This window comes from Aeromonas sp. CA23, assembly GCF_002587065.1.
GTDB classification, from domain to species: domain Bacteria; phylum Pseudomonadota; class Gammaproteobacteria; order Enterobacterales; family Aeromonadaceae; genus Aeromonas; species Aeromonas bestiarum.
In genome coordinates this window covers 528,117-542,592 of the sequence record NZ_CP023818.1, presented here as the reverse complement: position 1 = coordinate 542,592, position 14,476 = coordinate 528,117, and the positions used below count along the sequence as shown (strand labels likewise).

The following is a 14,476-nucleotide window of genomic DNA, read 5'->3' as shown; positions in this document are numbered from 1 at the left end:
AAACGCCCCGGTTGTCGGGGCGTTTTGCATTCAGGGGTGAGGCGCTGAGGGCAGAGGGTCAGGCGCCCAGATCCAGCTCGCGCTCCAGTGCCGCCGCCTTCTGGCGGGCCGGATGGGTGTTGAGTCGCTGCCAGTAGGCCAGCAGATGCGGGAACTGGGCCAGCTGGCCGCCCTGGGCCAGCAGATCCACTAGGAAGGAGTTCATGATGTCGGCACCGGAGAGGCGATCCCCTACCAGATAGTGGCGGGCTGCCAGCACCTCATTGAGATAGCCCAGCACCTTGGCACACTCCGCCTTGGCGTAGTCCGGCAGGAAGCGCATCGGGCTGCCATCCTTGCGCACGAACATGTCCAGCAGCAGCGGCAATATGCCTGAACTCTCGGCAAAGTGGAGCCACTGCAGGTACTCGGGGTAGTCGGGGCTATCGGGGGCCGGCGCCAGCCTGTCGGCCGCGTATCGGGCGATCAGGTACTCGGTGATGGCGCCGGACTCTGCCAGCACGCGGCCTTCCAGCTCGATGACAGGCGACTTGCCGAGGGGGTGAATGGCCTTGAGTTCGGGCGGCGCCAGAAAGCTGGTGGCGTCGCGCTGGTAGGCCTTGATCTGGTAAGGCAGCCCCAGCTCTTCGAGCAGCCAGATGATGCGTTGGGAGCGGGACTTGTTCAGGTGGTGCAGGACTATCATGGGAACCTCGATTCGGTGGCAGGATGGTGTGTACGAACGGGCGAGGGGCGTGGTTCACCGGCGGATAAAAAAGAGCGGGCAGATGCCCGCTCTCTCGTCGGTTGGCTCAGGCCTCCAGCGCCTGATCCAGATCCGCCAATATGTCCTCGATCGCTTCGATCCCCACCGACAGCCGGATCATTTCCGGTTTCACACCCGCCCTGGCCTGCTCGGCTTCGCTCAGCTGGCGATGGGTGGTGGAGGCGGGGTGGCAGGCCAGCGACTTGGCGTCGCCGATATTGACCAGCCGCTTGAAGATCTTGAGCGCATCGTAGAAGCGCACGCCCGCTTCGTAGCCATCCTTCAGACCGAACGAGAGAATGGCCGAGGGGCGGCCGGCCATGTACTTCTCCGCCAGCAGGTAGTGGGGGTGGCCCGGCAGTCCGGCGTAGCTGACCCAGGCCACCTTGGGGTGATGCTTGAGGTGGTGGGCGACCCGCAGGGCGTTGTCCACGTGGCGCTCCATGCGCAGGCTCAGGGTCTCCAGCCCCTGCAGCAGCAGGAAGGCGTTCATGGGGGCCAGCGCCGCACCTGTATTGCGCAGCGGCACAGTGCGCACCCGGCCGATGAAGGCGGCGGGGCCGAAGGCGTCGGTGTAGACCACGCCGTGGTAGGAGGGTTCGGGCTGGGTGAGCTGGGGGAAGCGTTCGGCGTTATCCGCCCAGGGGAACTTGCCCGAGTCGACGATGACGCCACCCAGTGAGTTGCCGTGGCCACCCACGTACTTGGTGAGGCTGTGCACCACTATGTCGGCGCCGTGCTCTATGGGCTTGCAGAGCACAGGGGTGGCGACCGTGTTGTCGACGATGAGGGGCACGCCACGGGCGTGGGCCACCTTGGCGAAGGCGGCCAGGTCGACTATGTTGCCCGCCGGGTTGCCTATGCTCTCGCAGTAGACCGCCTTGGTCTTGTCGTCGATGAGGGCTGAGATGGCCTCGGCGCTGTCATCCCTGGCGAAGCGCACCTCGACCCCGAAGCTCGGCAGCATGTGGGCGAACAGTGTGTAGGTGCCGCCATAGAGCTGGGGCGTGGAGACTATGTTGTCACCGGCGGCGGTCAGCACCTGGATGGCGTAGGTGATGGCGGCGGAACCCGCCGAGACCACCAGACCGGCAATGCCCCCCTCCAGCGCGGCCATCCGCTGTTCCAGCACGTCATTGGTGGGGTTCATGATGCGGGTATAGATGTTGCCAGGCACCGCCAGATTGAACAGGTCCGCCCCGTGCTGGGCGCTGTCGAACTCGTAGGCCACCGTCTGGTAGATGGGTACGGCGACGGCCTTGGTGGTGGGGTCGTGGGAAAAGCCGTGGTGCAGGGCCAGGGTCGCATCTTTCATCACACACTCCTTGTTGGATGTTGCTGGGTAGCAGTTATAGATGGATAGACGTCCAATCTATCAGGCCCAGCGCTGATGTAAACCACCCAATCCGGCAAAGCAATTGCGCCCGCTGACGATATGCGTCTCCCTTGAGCGCTCCGTGCGGGGATGGCACTCAGAGACGGCGACGATACTCCCGATCGTCTATCTGGTGCATGTCCCACTGCATCAGGCGGTTGAGCTGGCTCATGGGATCCTCGATCAGGGTCAGCGGCCTGGGCAGGATCCGCTTGAAGTAACGACGCAGGGTCTGCTGGATCCGGTTCGGTTTGAGGGGGTTGGCTTGGTTCATCATGGTGCTCCTGTGCTGTGGTTCTCACGTTCGCCAGCAGTATTGAGCTAAAATGCGGAAGTAAAAACTGATGACTTACAGCAACAGGATTTCCTCTTTTATGCCGACCGGTCGCCTCTACCAGCAGTTTCAACGACTCGCCCAGCAGCTTGGCTGCGATGAGCAGGAGACAAGCCTCGCCGAGGTGGCGGATCTGCTCTGCTGCACCCCGCGCAACGCGCGCCTGCTGCTGCGCCGCATGCAGGATCAAGGCTGGCTCAGCTGGTCGGCCGAAGCAGGACGGGGGCGGCGCTCCCGGCTGGTGCTGCTCGACAGCCAGGAGAGCCTGACCCGGCGCCGGCTGCGGGAGCTGCTGAGTCAGGGCCAGCTGGCGCAGGCGGTACGGCTGGCGGAGGGGCGGTTGGATCTGCTCACACCGCTGCTGATCGAGCAGCTCGGCCAGGCCACCCGGGAGGGGCGCCAGATCCTGCGGGTGCCCTACTATCGTCCGCTGCCCCAGCTGTTGCCCACGGATCCGCTGCGTCGCTCCGAAATTCACCTGAGCCGGCAGATCTTCAACGGCCTGACCCGACGAAATGAGGAAAATGGGGAAATCGAGGGGGATCTCGCCCACCACTGGGAATGCCTAGCCCCCTGTCACTGGCGCTTCTATCTGAGGCCGGCCGTGCGTTTTCACCATGGCCGCGAGCTGGGAGTGGAGGACGTGATGGAGAGCCTGCTGGCCTTGCGCGATCGTCCGCTGTTCGCCCATCTTGCCCGGCTGGAGAGCCATTGGCCGCGCACCCTGGATATGTATCTCGACAGTCCGGATCCCCTGCTGCCCCATCTGCTGGCCGAGCCGGTGGCCGCCATTTTGCCGCGTGAACTCAAGGGGGAGGCGGGTTTTGCCCTGCAGCCGGTCGGCACTGGCCCCTACCGGGTGACCACCAACGATCCCCTGCACCTCTGTCTGGCAGCCTTCGACGACTACTTCGGCCTGCGCGCCCTGCTCGACGAGATCGACATCTGGATGCTGCCTGAGCTGGCGGATCGGCTGGAGAGCCACCTGCAGCTGGGACGCGACAGTCCCGAGCTCGGCACCATGCGCGGCGAGTCCGAGCTGGAGTCGGGCTGCTACTTCCTGTTGCAGGACGACAGATCCGGATCCTTGCAGGATCCCGCCCTGCGCCAGTGGCTGGCCCACCTGCTCAATCCCATAGCCCTGATGGCGCGGGTCGCCCCCGAGTTGCAGCGGGGCTGGACCAGCGCGCTGGGCCTCTTGCCCCACTGGCGCGAGGCCTTGCCCGCGCCGTTGCCAAAGCCGGCGCAGTTGCCGACGACACTGGTGCTGGCCTGTTTCAACCAGCATCTGGAGTTCAACGAGTGCGCCGGGGCCATGAGCAGCCTGCTGGTGGAGCAAGGCATACGGCTGGAGGTGCGCACCCTGGATTACGGCCGCTGGGTGAGCGGGGCGGATGAAGACGTGGATCTCTGGCTCGGCACCCTCAACCTGGAGCACGAGCACGCCTTCGCCCCCTATGCCTGGCTGCTGGGCACGCCGCTGCTGCGTCAGGTGTGGGCAAGCCAGCGGCCCCTGTGGCAGGGTCTGACGCAGTGGCGTGCCAGCGGTGAAGAGCCGGGCCCGCGCGCCCTGCTGGCCCGGGTGCAGCAACAGGGCTGGTTCGTGCCCCTGTTCCACCACTGGCTGGAACTGGAGAGCCGGGTCGGCGTGCACGGAGTGCGCATGACGGCGCTCGGCTGGTTCGATTTTCGCAGTGCCTGGCTGAGGCCGGAGCTGGCCGGGAGCGAGGCGGGTAAAGCGGGCGGCAGCTCCCGCCCCGAGACAGGGGAGCTTGAGTCCTGACGCGGGCCGCGTTAGCCTGAGCGCGGTCCAACGACAAGGAGTCGATATTCATGCTGGAAATGCAGATCCAACCCCGTTTTCAAGAGACTGATGCCCTCGGCCACATCAACAATACGGTGCCGGCGGTCTGGTTCGAAGCGGCCCGGGATCCCCTGTTTCGCATCTTCTCCCCCGAGCTGGATGTGCACAACTGGCACCTGATCATCGCGGGCTATACGGTGCAGTTCAAACGGGAGCTGTTTTATGGCCAGCAGGTATCGATCAAAACCGGGGTGCGTCGCATCGGCTCCAGCTCCTTCACGCTCTGGCAGGAAGCCTGGCAGGGCGGCGAGCTGGCGGTGACCGCCGAGACGACCCTGATCCATTTTGACTACCAGACCCGCCAGTCCCTGCCCCTGAGCGACAAGCACAGGGAGGGGCTGCGGGCCTGGTTGATAGAGAGTTAACCTTGGCCTTTCGGCCAATCACAGGACACTTATGCGCAATACCGTGATCGCCCTGAGCCTCGGCTTGGGGCTGGGGCTCTGTTCCCTCCCTTCCGTGGCTGCTTCCCTCGCAGAGCAGTTCACCCTGATGGAGCGGGGGGCCGAGAGCGCCCTCGACACTCGCCTGTTCAGCCACGATGGCGTCGACATCAAGGCCTGGATCGATGGTTCCCCCGTCATCATAGCCGTGCCCATCATGAACGAGCAGGGCAAACTGGAAGGGGAGAGCCGCTACTACTTCAAGGGCGGCAAGCTGTTCGGGGTGAAGGAGCCTGCGGCCCAGTTTGCCTTCGATGACAAGGGGACGCTCACCCAGTGGCTGGACGACAAGGGCCAGCCGGCCGAGTTCGTCAGCAAAATGAGCATGCAGCAGCGCGAAGCCTGGCTCACCAAGCGGGCCGCCGAGCTGGCCACACTGTTTGCCCAGAGCCCGGCCGAGCAGAAGGCGGCCAAGGGGGGCGTCAAGCTGAAGGGGGCGGATCTCGCCCACTGGCTCTGCAATGGCAAGCTGATGGATCTCGCCAGAGGGGACAAGGTGATCTTCGAGCAGGCGAAGCTGAAGATTGCCGAACAGGGCGTGGAGGGGGAAGTGTCCCTGCGTCAGGACAAGGGGTGGCAGGATCTCTGCCTCAAGTGCGAGGTGCAGGGCACGCAAGTGACCCGCCTCACCTGGCAGCCGCTGCCGGGAGCCAACAAGCCGCAATGATCGCGGTTGCAGCATGAAACAAGGGGGCCGTCGGGGCCCCCTTGTCGTTGTGGTCTATCCCCTCCTGGCAGCCGCTGCCGGGGGCCAACAAGCCGCAATAAGCATGGTTGCAGCAAAGCGAGGGGCCCAGATGTGGGCCCCCTTTTCATTGCGGCGACGACTCGCCCAGCTTGAGCCGGGTAAGAGCCTCCACCCGCCGCCATTGCTCGGCGGGAAACCAGCGCGCCAGTATCTCCTGCTGCTGCTCGGCCCGATCCTGGGTGGGCAGGGGCTTGAGTTCGGCCAGATAGCCCGCCAGCTGTCGCTCGAACCCTTGTTGGCTCTGCTCCAGCTGATGCAGCCGATCCACCGCCTCAGGCCCCAGCCTCTCCAGCAGCACGGCGTCGCGCTCTGCGGGCGCCAGTGGCTCCAGCGCCTGCAGATCGCCGAGCAGGCGGCTGTTGGCCTCGGCCTCCCTGAACCACTGGGGTTGTTCCGCCAGCCAGAGTTCGAGCTCATCGGCCAGCATCTTTTTGTCGGCCTCGCTCGTTTCTGCCAGCGCCTTGCGGCGCAGGGTCCACTGCTCCATCAACCTGTCCTCGGCAAACAGCTGCTCCTGCTCGGCCGGGGTGAAGCTCTGCTGGCGCAGCTGCTCGCGCTCGTCAAACAACACCTGCAGACTGGCGAGGCCCGGATCCGCCGGCACCGTCAGGCTGCCCTCCGCCGCCAGAAAGCTCTGGTAGCGGGCCAGCAGTTCATCCTCCGCGTTCGTTTCTCCCTGTTCCAGACGCTGGGCCAGCTGATGGCGCAGGGCCCCCTGTTCGGGGGCTGCCGTCAGATCTGGCGGCGAGTCGGGCCAGAACAGGACGGCCCCCAGCAGCAGGGCCGACCCCAGAGGCACGGCGATCCGCAGGGATCTTTTCATAGCCCCAGCCCCTGCAAGCGATTGGCATGCTGGCGATAGAGGGTGACAGGATCGGTTTCAAACAGGTGGTGGATGCCGAACGACTGGTTCACCTCGTCCAGATGGTTCATCCGGTAGCCGGTGCCGATCACCTTGCCGAGGTGGCTGCTGCACACCCCGACCAGACCGTCGTTGGGTTCGCTGAAGAAGGTGCCGGTGAGGGCCAGCGCGGGATCCACCGGATCCAGTATGTTGGTCATGTTGCCGCGCCCGCTCCAGGAGAAGTAGTAGACCCCGTTGGCGGCCTGCAGCGGCCCGTCACCGCAATATTGGCCGGGCAATCCCTCTGGGTAGCGCTGGTTGAAGCGCTGGGCTCCCGAACTGGTCAGGGCATCGAGGGCGGCGAGGGGATCCTGCGGCAGCTGGCTGCCGCCGGAGAGCAGCGAGATGACGCCGGACAGTGCCGAGGCGGCGGCCACCGCCAGCTTCTCGGCCACCGAGCCAGGTGCCACGTTGGCGCGCACCAGATCGGCGATCTCCGAGCCATAGTTGACCCCGCCCACGCTGGTGGCGGAGGCGACCAGCTCGGGGGCGACCGAGGCGACGTAGCGTATGGTGGGGCCGCCGTGGGAGTGGCCGATGAGGTTGACCTTGTCGGCCCCCGTGATGGCGAGCACCTGCTGTACCTGCTTGAGCAACTGCTCACCGCGCAGCTCCGAGCTCTCGGTGGCGGAGACCTGCGCCACGTAGACCCGGGCGCCATCCCGGGTCAGCGCCTGGGGGATCCCGTAGAAGTAATCGACCCCGAGCAACCTGTCGAAGCCGAACAGCCCGTGCACCAGCACTATGGGGTAGCGGGTCTGGGTATAACCTGCCGCCTGGCCCAGCATGGGCAGGGCGCACAGCAGCACCAATAGCCATCTTTTCATCTTGTCCATCCTTGTGAATAAGGTTGCCACAGCGGCAACCACCGGCCTCATGCCAGTACCGACCAGCATGACGGAGCGGGACGTTTGCATCTGTGCAAATGATCACCAAACGGACAGATTCAAAAAAGCCCTACCCATATGGGCAGGGCTGTTGGCGGTGCTGGCACAAGTATCCCTTGTGTTCGGCACTTACATAAGTTAAATAATAATTATTATCATTTGAGTGGTCAGGATCATGACGGGAACCTGGGTGAAGGGATGGGTCGGTTCGAGCGACGCGGACAGCAGCATGGTGCACTGGAAAGTGCAGACCCTGAGTGGCAATCGCCACTTCGATGCCGGCGAGCACGCCAAGGCGCTCTCCTATTACCAGCAGGCGTTGTGGCTGGCGCGCCAGCAGTTCGCCTGCTGGCATGATGCGGACGAGGCGGTGGCCGCCCTGGTGGTGGCTCACCACAATCTGGCGGATCTGCTGGTGGCCATGGCGCTGCCGGAGCGTGCCGCCGATCTGCTGTGCCATATCCACGACTGCCTGCTCGCTACCAGCCAGTCTCCCGCCAGCCCTGTCCCCTTGCGGGATGCCGCCCTGCGCCACACCCGCAGCACCCGCACCGAGCTGCTCGCCTTCGTGCGCAAGCACGGCACCCAGGATGCAATTCAGCGCTGTCTCGGCCAGTGTCTGTGTCAGACAGAGCCAGCCCATCAACTGCATTAATCACAATAAAAAGAGGTGATCATGAGCCATACCCTGCCAGCCCTTGCCTACGGCTACGATGCGCTGGAACCCCACCTGGACGCGCTGACCATGGAGATCCATCACAGCCGTCACCATCAGACCTATATCACCAATCTCAACGCGGCCCTGGCCGAGCTCCCCGAGCTGGCGACCCTGCCGGTGGATGCGCTGCTTGCCCGCTTCGACAGCCTGCCGGCGCACGTGCAGGGGGCGGTGCGCAATCACGGCGGCGGCCACGCCAACCACAGCCTGTTCTGGCAGGTGATGAGCCCGCAAGGGGGCGGTGAACCGGGCGGCGAGCTGGCCGAGGCGATCAATCGGGATCTGGGCGGACTGGATGCCTTCAGGCAGGCCTTTACCCAGGCGGCGCTGAGCCGGTTTGGCAGCGGCTGGGCCTGGCTGGTGGTGGACAAGGAGGGAAGATTGCGGGTGGAGAGCAGCGCCAACCAGGACAGCCCCCTGATGCAGGGCCAGGTGCCCATACTGGGGCTGGACGTATGGGAGCACGCCTATTACCTCAAGTACCAGAACAAGCGACCCGACTACATAGCCGCGTTTTACAAGGTGATCGACTGGGACGAGGTGGAACGCCGCTATCGTGCCGCGTTGGCATGACCGCCGGCAGGATAGTGCACTCTGCCAAATGAAAGAGACCCGCCTGATGGCGGGTCTCTTGTTTCTCTCTTGTCAGGGGGTCGAAGCGGGGGCCGCACCACTGGCTGCCACGGCCGGGCTGGTCGAGAGTGCCGCGCTGGTTGCGGCGGCAGCGCTGGCCGCTTTGGCTGTATCCGCCTCCTTGCTTGCGGTGGCCGCGCTGGTCGATATGGCGGAACTGGTGGTGAGCGCGGCGTCAGTGGCGGTGGCTGCACTGGTCGCCGTGGCCGGGCTGGCGGCAGGCGCAACCGGCGGCTTGTGGGTCACGGGCGGGATGGGCAGGCAGGGCTGACTTGCGCCTATGGTGCTCAGGGCCTGACAAGGGGTGGGGCCACCGATGACGATGGGCTCGCCGAGGAACTTGGGCCCCTTGTCCAGTACGTAGAGATCGAGCAGCCCCATCAGGCGGGCGAATACCTCGCGTACCCGGGTCTTGATGCCCTGATAGGCGCTGGGATCCTTGGCGTTGAAGCCGACGGCCTCGATGCCGAAGTGGCGGGCGATGAAGATGGCGCGTTCGTTGTGAAAGGCCTGCGACACCACGGTGAAGTGGGCCTGACCAAACACCTCCTTGGCGCGGACTATGGAGTCCAGGGTACGAAAGCCGGCGTAGTCGCTGTAGATGGCCTTGGCCGGGATGCCGGCCTGGATCAGGGCCCGCCGCATCTGGCGCGGCTCGTTGTATTGCACGGTCGCGTTGTCACCGGATACCAGTATGTAGTCCACCTTGCCGTTGTTGTAGAGCTCGGCGGCGGCCTTGATCCTGTACTTGAAGTAGTGGTTCGGACTGCCCCCGATCAGGTACTTGGAGGTGCCCAGCACCAAGGCGACCCGGTTGTAGGGGACTGCATCGACGTCGTCATAGGTGTAATGACGGGCGTCCGAGACGGTCCACTCGCTGTAGCCCAGCAGCATGGCGGCAGATGCCAGCAACAGGCAAAAGCAGGCGAGGAGGATCTTGGCAAACTTCTTCATGCGCGGTGCGGTTCGGGTCTGAAGTAAGAGGTGACAGAGGGTCATTCTATTACAAGTTGCCGCTGCGCGTCAGGCTTGATAGCGGCCGATGGCGTCACTCGGGCAAAGGCTGTCGCATACTGTGGCTGGCTAACCGCTTGATCCAGCACCGATAAAAACCTTTCGTATAAAAACAAGGGGCAGCCGTGGCTGCCCCTTGTCGCTAGCGTCTCATCCTCAGTGGGAGGAGTCGTTCGCCTTGCACTCGTCAGACTCCTTGTTGGCTTCCCACCAGGGCAGCAGATCGCGGCTCAGCCAGCTCTGGTAGGCCTCGCTGTCATTGGCGATCAGCTGATCCAGCTCGGCTTCGAAGGCGCTCATCGCCTGCTGCTGATCCGGGTTGCGCAGGGCCTGGGCCATGGCCAGCCAGCTGGCGCCGCGGCCGGTCTCGTTCAGGAAGCGATGCACCGTATAGGACCAGGAGTAGACCATCTCGCCACCCTTGTCGTAATCCAGGTGCAGTATGTCGGCCAGGCTCGGTCGCTCGGCCGCCGGGCGACCCGAGACGTTGTCCATGCCACGGGCGAAGCACTGACCGTGGGCGATGAACTCCGCCAGCCCTTCCGACCACCAGGTGGTGCGGTTGAGCGGGTAGTGACCGAAGCTGCCGTACTGGTTGAAGCGACCATCCAGGTAGTGCACGTACTCGTGGCGCAGGTTCCACACCTGGAAGGCCGGGCGTTTCCACTCCGCCTCATAGGCGAAGAAGCGGGCCTGGTTGCCGGGACGCGCCGGATCCCCTTCGATGTAGATGCCGCCGTTGTCGGTGGAGACGCCACCAAACAGGGCGCTGCCGTAGCGCTTCCAATCGGCGGAGGAGTTGAAGATCACCAGCTCCAGCGCCTCGTTGTTGTCATCACTCACCGGCTGCCAGCCTGTTTCCATCTGCTGATGGAACTGCTGCTCCTCGGCGCCCAGCTCGCGGCAGATGCCGTCGGCCTGATCCTGGCTCAGCTCCTGGGCCCGCAGGCGCAGGGTCGGCGAGCAGGTGTGCTCGAACGGCAGCACGTCTTCCATTCGGATCGGGGTGCAGAGTCCGGCAAAGTCACCGCTGATGCAGGCCTCGCTGGTGCGATCCGTGTAGGTCAGGTAGTAGGTGGAGAGGGTCAGTGACATGTCTTCCAGCAGATCCTGACTCTGTTGACCGCCGGGGATCAGGCCGTGATGACGGATGAGCTCGATGACTGAGCCATCCAGCAGCTTGCGATAGCCTTCGCTCTCGTCGGGACGGGTATAACGGGCGACCCGGTAGAGGCGGGTATAGGCATCCAGCACGTTGTTGAGCAGGAACAGATCCTTGCCATCCCGTCCTTGCCACAGCGACAGCTCGCTCATGCCGAGGGCGTGCAGCTGTTTGCGCAGCTCGCCATCCTGCTGGCGGAAATCGGCGGCGAAGGCGTCGCTATGGTCGCTGGCGAAGTCGAGGAAGTTGAGCAGATCGAACAGACCGGTTGCCCAGGCATGCTGACCATTGATCTCGCTAGCATGCCGGGTGCTGTAGGCCAGCATCTGGTTGAACTGGCCGAGCAAGGTGCCAAACCGGCTCTGCACCGCCGGGCTCTTGAACTGGCCATGCAGGGCTATGCTCCAGGCGCCCATGACGGCTCCCACTTCATCGCTGGCCTGCTCCGGGTAGAGCAGCGGATGGGCGCCGAGCGCGGTCAGCGCCTCGGCCAGTGCCTCGGCGGCGGCCGGGCCGTCTTCCTTGTGTTTGCCATAGTTGTGATAGTTGTGGGCGCGCACGTATTCCAGCAACAGCTTCATGGCCGGATGAGCGGGCTGATTGGCCGCCAGCAGGCTCTGGATACCGCGGGACACGGCCAGCAGCTTGGTGTCATCGTGGCCATAGTTCTCCTGCCAGACGGGGGCGGGCTGGCCGCTGGCATCCTGCACTATCCTGGCGGCATCGGCATCCAGCAGATCCGTGCCTGGCTGTTCCGGCTCGGAGCAGGCGCGGCCATCGGCGCGGCGGCAGTCGAGCTGCTCCTCCTTGCTGGCCAGCACTATGGGGCGATTGAGCACCCGACTCTCCTGCCACTCGTCGGTTTCCGGCAGTGTCTGCCATTCGCTGCCACCAACCGGGTATTGATAGCCGGTGTCTTTCAGTACTACCTGTACCTCGCTGCCGGCGGGCAGGGTCTGGCGGCAAACCCGGTAGCTGATGGTCTTGTCCCCTTCCTGGCGGGTCTGGGGCTCATCGCACTCCTGCTGTGTCTTGGTCTCGTCCAGCTGCCAGCTGTACTGGCGCCAGACGTGGATCTCGCTCACCTGGCTGGCGGCCTGACTGCCCGCCACGGGTTGCAGGCGGAAGAAGATCTGCTCGAGGCGGCCGTCCCGCTCATTGGGAGTCTCTTCCAGCACGCTCAGCTGTTGCCAGTTTTGCGGCTGGTATTGCCAAACCTGTTCGGCGCAGCGCCCCTGGGCATTGAGCTCGCAGCGATCCAGCTCCTGCTCGCTGTGACCCAGTATGATGCGCTCCGCCAGCGGCAGACGATCCTGACGCGGGGCGGTCGGGGTGCCCGTCAGCGGTTCCCAGCGGCCCTGTTTCAGGCCGTAGCCAAAGTCATAGCTGCTGGCCGGGATGGCCTTGCCTGCCGGCACCACCTGCTCGCAGCTGAGGTAGCGGATCTGCCAGCCCTGCTCGATCTTGAGCTGCGGCTCGCCGCACAGCTGTTCTGCCTGCGCGGTCAGATTGGCATCGCTCCAGTCGAAGCGGCGGTAGACCCGCAGTTGCTGATAGGGGGCATCGTCATCGCGGGCGCTGAGCTCGTAGGTGACTTCGGTGACGCGATCGCTCAGCTGGCGGCTGGATTCACCGTTCAGCCGGTACTGTTGCCAGTCGGCGGGGGAGTAGTTGGCCAGCGCCGAGGTGGCGAGCAGGCCCGGTGCTGCCAGCAGCAGCAACCTTGTTCCCAGATTGTTCATTTTTATCCCTTTGGATGAGAGTCTGCGTGGTTATCGCGGGCAATGTACTCAGTTCCAAAGGGGTATCAACTCACCAGTCAGGCCATATAAATCATTTATTTAGATTGAATCAAAACAAAGTGAGTGCCATTGGGGGCTCAGCTGATAGCAAGGACTCATCTGCCATCTGGGGGGTATCTCAGCCTTCGGCTGACAAGTGTGATCAAGGTCTCGTTTGAGATGCGTTGGCAGTGTGTTGTTGCGACAGTACGAAGGAGGCGATGGAGTGGAAAACCGAGCGACGCTATGGCTGTGTGGTGAACCGGATCCTGAGAGGACTTTGCAAGAGAGGAAATGCGAGAGGGGCTGGTGCCGCTAGAGGGCGACGGTTGGATGCTAAACAAGCGCTGTGTTCGGCGTGGGCTCTACTTGCTAAGGGGAGGCGAGCAAGTCGGCCCGAGGCAATGAACAACCCCGGGCAGATGGGATGGCTAACTCGATCAGAGGTAGCTGACGGTCACTATGGCCATCTTGTTGCTGCCGGCAGACAGCTTGTACTGCATGGTGCTGCTGATGGTATTGAGGCTGCCGGCTTGCTGCAGGCTGGCCAGATCCAGGGTCTGGCGCTGGGTGCCCGAATAGCAGGTCACGCTGTTGTCAGCGAAGTCGCAGGGGGCTTCGTAGATGGTTCCGGTGAAGGTCACGCTGCCATCGTAGGCAGAGGCTGTTGCCGGCAACAGGGCGACGCCCAACAGCATGGCTGCGGCGGCAGAAGAGGCAAAACGGATGGTGCTGTTGCGAACGGAAGCGGTGGAAGTGTTCATTTTTATGTCCTTTTCGTCACATGTCGTTGTACGAAAAGGGCAACGCAATCAAAGAGAATGACACAGATACAACTGATGACATCGCTCTTCTCAGATGGCAGCTCCGCTGTCTTAGGTATTTAAACCCTTAGACCGGTGGCTTTGCGTCCCGACCTTTCGACCGGTTTGCCCTTTACTCTATGTTTAGATGATAACACCCTACTTTGAGAAATCAATCAGCATAAAAAAGCATGAGATATGGGTCACAGATAGCAGGAATAATAAATGTCTACGTGGGATATATATTGCTGACCTACTGCGGGAATGGCGTTGTTGAGTGTCAACATTATCGTCATAACACAGCGCGACAGTGAAAACCCCCTCATTTATTGAGCCATGTCGGACTTTAATAAGCAGGTTATTCATCCCAGGCACGGAACAGCGGCCATTTACTGCTTGTATGCCATGGGCTGTCATTATGATTACCTGATTACCTGATTACCTGATTACCTGATTACCTGATTACCTGATTACCTGATTACCTGATTACCTGATTACCTGATTACCTGATTACCTGATTACCTGATTACCTGATTACCTGATTACCTGATTACCTGATTACCTGATTACCTGATTACCTGATTACCTGATTACCTGATTACCTGATTACCTGATTACCTGATTACCTGATTACCTGATTACCTGATTACCTGATTACCTGATGATTACTTGGCAAAGATGAGGGTGGCGATTTGCTTGGTCAGTGGCGTTTGTTTTTAGTGGTTGATGTTGGTTTTTTGTTAATTTGGTTTGTGATGTGAGTGGGTTGTGAAACTCACTATTGTCAGTCGAGTGATATATATAGTGGTTAATTGTCTCTCATTGTTTTGAAATGTCATGTGCGATTGTAAGTTTATGATTTTAAAGTGTTTATAAAGGAATTTATAAAAATCAAAATGTATTTGATGTGCATCAAACGTGTCGTTAATTTATCCACCAAGCAAAAGTTGAATTCGGTTTTTTGTGCAGATGACATGGATGTATGTAGTCGTGCAAATGGGAGGTGGCGGGAACTGCCTCTAATACTGCAAACACCTTTGCTTGTTTGATATGCACAGATAATTG

General features: G+C 62.2%; 13 protein-coding genes and 1 riboswitch. Of the genes, 5 read left to right on the top strand and 8 right to left on the bottom strand.

Annotation, left to right across the window (positions count from 1 at the left end):
• Nucleotides 1-58 precede the first annotated feature (58 nt).
• From CK910_RS02510 to CK910_RS02500, 3 genes are all read right to left on the bottom strand, one after another.
• Nucleotides 59-685: a glutathione S-transferase family protein gene (locus tag CK910_RS02510; RefSeq protein ID WP_098980898.1), complete on the bottom strand. Its 627-nt coding sequence runs from the start codon at nucleotides 683-685 to the stop codon at nucleotides 59-61.
• Nucleotides 686-791: 106 nt separating this feature from the next.
• Nucleotides 792-2,060 (bottom strand): O-acetylhomoserine aminocarboxypropyltransferase/cysteine synthase family protein, encoded by a 1,269-nt coding sequence (locus tag CK910_RS02505; protein WP_098980897.1) that lies wholly within the window; start codon nucleotides 2,058-2,060, stop codon nucleotides 792-794.
• Between the two features lie 157 nt (nucleotides 2,061-2,217).
• Nucleotides 2,218-2,394: a hypothetical protein gene (locus CK910_RS02500; RefSeq protein ID WP_098980896.1), complete on the bottom strand. Its 177-nt coding sequence runs from the start codon at nucleotides 2,392-2,394 to the stop codon at nucleotides 2,218-2,220.
• A 100-nt stretch (nucleotides 2,395-2,494) separates the two neighbouring features.
• Between CK910_RS02500 and sgrR the strand changes: the two genes are divergently transcribed.
• Genes sgrR through CK910_RS02485 form a run of 3 tightly spaced genes read left to right on the top strand, consistent with a single transcriptional unit; the run spans nucleotide 2,495 to nucleotide 5,428 of the window.
• Nucleotides 2,495-4,237 carry an HTH-type transcriptional regulator SgrR gene (gene sgrR / locus CK910_RS02495; RefSeq protein WP_172955213.1) on the top strand — a complete coding sequence of 581 codons (1,743 nt, stop codon included), beginning with the start codon at nucleotides 2,495-2,497 and terminating at the stop codon, nucleotides 4,235-4,237.
• Between the two features lie 50 nt (nucleotides 4,238-4,287).
• Entirely contained in the window at nucleotides 4,288-4,683 is a 396-nt protein-coding gene (locus CK910_RS02490) for an acyl-CoA thioesterase (RefSeq protein ID WP_043140443.1), read from the top strand.
• A gap of 31 nt (nucleotides 4,684-4,714) precedes the next feature.
• Complete coding sequence (locus CK910_RS02485; protein WP_098980894.1) at nucleotides 4,715-5,428, top strand: hypothetical protein; 714 nt, start codon at nucleotides 4,715-4,717, stop codon at nucleotides 5,426-5,428.
• A gap of 145 nt (nucleotides 5,429-5,573) precedes the next feature.
• Here CK910_RS02485 and CK910_RS02480 read toward each other — a convergent pair whose 3' ends face one another.
• Nucleotides 5,574-6,332: a lipase secretion chaperone gene (locus CK910_RS02480; protein ID WP_098980893.1), complete on the bottom strand. Its 759-nt coding sequence runs from the start codon at nucleotides 6,330-6,332 to the stop codon at nucleotides 5,574-5,576.
• Nucleotides 6,329-7,240, bottom strand: a complete 912-nt coding sequence (locus CK910_RS02475; RefSeq protein ID WP_172955212.1) for a lipase family alpha/beta hydrolase — start codon at nucleotides 7,238-7,240, stop codon at nucleotides 6,329-6,331. Before CK910_RS02475 ends, CK910_RS02480 begins: the two co-directional genes overlap by 4 nt.
• 289 nt (nucleotides 7,241-7,529) lie before the next feature.
• Between CK910_RS02475 and CK910_RS02470 the strand changes: the two genes are divergently transcribed.
• The gene (locus tag CK910_RS02470) at nucleotides 7,530-7,955 is read left to right on the top strand and encodes a hypothetical protein (protein WP_043557062.1); all 426 of its coding nucleotides are present in this window, start codon (nucleotides 7,530-7,532) and stop codon (nucleotides 7,953-7,955) included.
• Between the two features lie 21 nt (nucleotides 7,956-7,976).
• Nucleotides 7,977-8,591, top strand: a complete 615-nt coding sequence (locus CK910_RS02465) for a superoxide dismutase (RefSeq protein WP_098980891.1) — start codon at nucleotides 7,977-7,979, stop codon at nucleotides 8,589-8,591.
• A gap of 72 nt (nucleotides 8,592-8,663) precedes the next feature.
• On the opposite strand, the gene CK910_RS02460 is transcribed toward CK910_RS02465, so the two are convergent.
• From CK910_RS02460 to CK910_RS02450, 3 genes are all read right to left on the bottom strand, one after another.
• Nucleotides 8,664-9,650 (bottom strand): SanA/YdcF family protein, encoded by a 987-nt coding sequence (locus CK910_RS02460; protein ID WP_098980890.1) that lies wholly within the window; start codon nucleotides 9,648-9,650, stop codon nucleotides 8,664-8,666.
• Nucleotides 9,651-9,821: 171 nt separating this feature from the next.
• The gene (locus CK910_RS02455; RefSeq protein WP_098980889.1) at nucleotides 9,822-12,569 is read right to left on the bottom strand and encodes a collagenase; all 2,748 of its coding nucleotides are present in this window, start codon (nucleotides 12,567-12,569) and stop codon (nucleotides 9,822-9,824) included.
• Between the two features lie 479 nt (nucleotides 12,570-13,048).
• Nucleotides 13,049-13,372 (bottom strand): fimbrial protein, encoded by a 324-nt coding sequence (locus CK910_RS02450; protein ID WP_172955211.1) that lies wholly within the window; start codon nucleotides 13,370-13,372, stop codon nucleotides 13,049-13,051.
• A 93-nt stretch (nucleotides 13,373-13,465) separates the two neighbouring features.
• Nucleotides 13,466-13,552: riboswitch (cyclic di-GMP riboswitch) on the bottom strand.
• Nucleotides 13,553-14,476: the final 924 nt, after the last annotated feature.

What these genes read in the sequence shown, in the direction of transcription:
- CK910_RS02450 (WP_172955211.1), bottom strand. Translation starts at nt 13,372, where the DNA reads ATGAACACTTCCACCGCTTCCGTTCGCAACAGCACCATCCGTTTTGCC.
- CK910_RS02490 (WP_043140443.1), top strand. Translation starts at nt 4,288, where the DNA reads ATGCTGGAAATGCAGATCCAACCCCGTTTTCAAGAGACTGATGCCCTC.
- CK910_RS02455 (WP_098980889.1), bottom strand. Translation starts at nt 12,569, where the DNA reads ATGAACAATCTGGGAACAAGGTTGCTGCTGCTGGCAGCACCGGGCCTG.
- CK910_RS02500 (WP_098980896.1), bottom strand. Translation starts at nt 2,394, where the DNA reads ATGAACCAAGCCAACCCCCTCAAACCGAACCGGATCCAGCAGACCCTG.
- CK910_RS02465 (WP_098980891.1), top strand. Translation starts at nt 7,977, where the DNA reads ATGAGCCATACCCTGCCAGCCCTTGCCTACGGCTACGATGCGCTGGAA.
- sgrR (WP_172955213.1), top strand. Translation starts at nt 2,495, where the DNA reads ATGCCGACCGGTCGCCTCTACCAGCAGTTTCAACGACTCGCCCAGCAG.
- CK910_RS02470 (WP_043557062.1), top strand. Translation starts at nt 7,530, where the DNA reads ATGGTGCACTGGAAAGTGCAGACCCTGAGTGGCAATCGCCACTTCGAT.
- CK910_RS02480 (WP_098980893.1), bottom strand. Translation starts at nt 6,332, where the DNA reads ATGAAAAGATCCCTGCGGATCGCCGTGCCTCTGGGGTCGGCCCTGCTG.
- CK910_RS02505 (WP_098980897.1), bottom strand. Translation starts at nt 2,060, where the DNA reads ATGAAAGATGCGACCCTGGCCCTGCACCACGGCTTTTCCCACGACCCC.
- CK910_RS02510 (WP_098980898.1), bottom strand. Translation starts at nt 685, where the DNA reads ATGATAGTCCTGCACCACCTGAACAAGTCCCGCTCCCAACGCATCATC.
- CK910_RS02485 (WP_098980894.1), top strand. Translation starts at nt 4,715, where the DNA reads ATGCGCAATACCGTGATCGCCCTGAGCCTCGGCTTGGGGCTGGGGCTC.
- CK910_RS02460 (WP_098980890.1), bottom strand. Translation starts at nt 9,650, where the DNA reads ATGACCCTCTGTCACCTCTTACTTCAGACCCGAACCGCACCGCGCATG.
- CK910_RS02475 (WP_172955212.1), bottom strand. Translation starts at nt 7,240, where the DNA reads ATGAAAAGATGGCTATTGGTGCTGCTGTGCGCCCTGCCCATGCTGGGC.